The organism is Paraburkholderia guartelaensis, assembly GCF_004353905.1.
Taxonomy (GTDB): Bacteria; Pseudomonadota; Gammaproteobacteria; order Burkholderiales; family Burkholderiaceae; genus Paraburkholderia; species Paraburkholderia guartelaensis.
Window position 1 is genome coordinate 1 of the sequence record NZ_SMOD01000153.1, and the last position, 1,284, is coordinate 1,284.

A 1,284-nucleotide genomic window follows, 5' to 3' on the forward strand; every position below is an offset into this window, starting at 1 on the left:
AGAGGTGGCCGCGCAAAATCGGACAGCGGGATAAGTGGAACGACCGGGGCCTGAGCCAGCGATAATGCAGGCAAAGGAACCGAGAAAATGACGAAACGAACCCGACGCACGCACTCAGCGGCGTTCAAAGCGAAAGTGGCCCTGGCGGCAGTCAAGGGCGAGCGCACGCTCGCCGAACTGGCGCAGCAGTTCGATGTGCATCCGAACCAGATCACGGAATGGAAGCGGCAGTTGCAGGAGCGCGCGGCCGACGTGTTCGGTGCGGCCGGCCCGGTGTCGAGCGAGCCACCGGTAGACGTGAAGACCCTGCACGCCAAGATCGGCCAACTCAGCCTGGAAAATGATTTTTTAAGCGGTGCGCTCACCAAGGCGGGATTGCTGAGCGCAAAGCGATGATTGACCGTGACCATGTGTTGCCGGTTTCGCAGCAAGTCCGGCTTGTTGGTATCGCGAGATCGAGCGCGTATTACCGGGCGCGACCTGTCAGCGAAGTCGATCAACGTCTGATGCGCCGGATCGACGAACTGCATCTGGAGTTCCCGTTTGCCGGTGCACGGATGCTGGCGCGCCTGCTGCGCCGGGAAGGCCACGAGGTCGGCCGCCGGCGCGTGCGCACGCTCATGAAGCGCATGGGCGTGGAGGCGCTGTACTGCAAGCCGAACACGAGTCGACGCAACGCGCAGCATAAGGTCTGGCCGTATCTGCTGCGCGGCACGAAGATCGAGCGGGCCAACCAGGCCTGGGCACTCGACACGACCTACGTCCCCATGGCGCGCGGCTTCGTGTATCTGACTGCGGTGGTGGACTGGGCCAGTCGCAAGATCCTCACGCACCGCGTGGCGATCACGCTGGAAGCCGTGCATGCCGTTGAAGCGCTGGAAGAGGCGTTCGCCCGCTATGGGCACCCCGACATCGTCAACACCGATCAGGGTAGCCAGTTCACGGCGGGAGCCTTCACCGAGGCGGTGCTGGGCCGAGGCATTCGACTGTCGATGGACGGCAAAGGCGCCTGGCGCGACAACGTGTTTGTCGAGCGCGTGTGGCGCAGCATCAAGTACGAAGAGATTTATTTGAGAGCCTACGAGTCGGTCAGCCACGCCCGGCGCTCCATTGGCCAATACATTGAGCTGTACAACCGCAAACGTCCTCATTCGAGTCTGGCGGATCAGACGCCCGATGAGGCATACTTCGCGACGCTGCCAGCGATCAAATCGGCAGCATGATCGCCCCGGACGTTCCACTTAAAAATCGCGGGACCCTGTCCGAACAAGCGGCACCACCTCT

The 1,284-nt window shown here is 62.5% G+C and carries 1 protein-coding gene; it reads left to right on the forward strand.

What is annotated here, in order from left to right; genetic code table 11:
• The first annotated feature begins 87 nt into the window (after positions 1 to 87).
• A protein-coding gene (locus E1N52_RS43760) for an IS3 family transposase (protein WP_425468219.1) occupies positions 88 to 1,223 on the forward strand; the annotation gives its coding sequence in 2 pieces (ribosomal slippage) (positions 88 to 352 and positions 352 to 1,223; 1,137 coding nt in all).
• Positions 1,224 to 1,284: the final 61 nt, after the last annotated feature.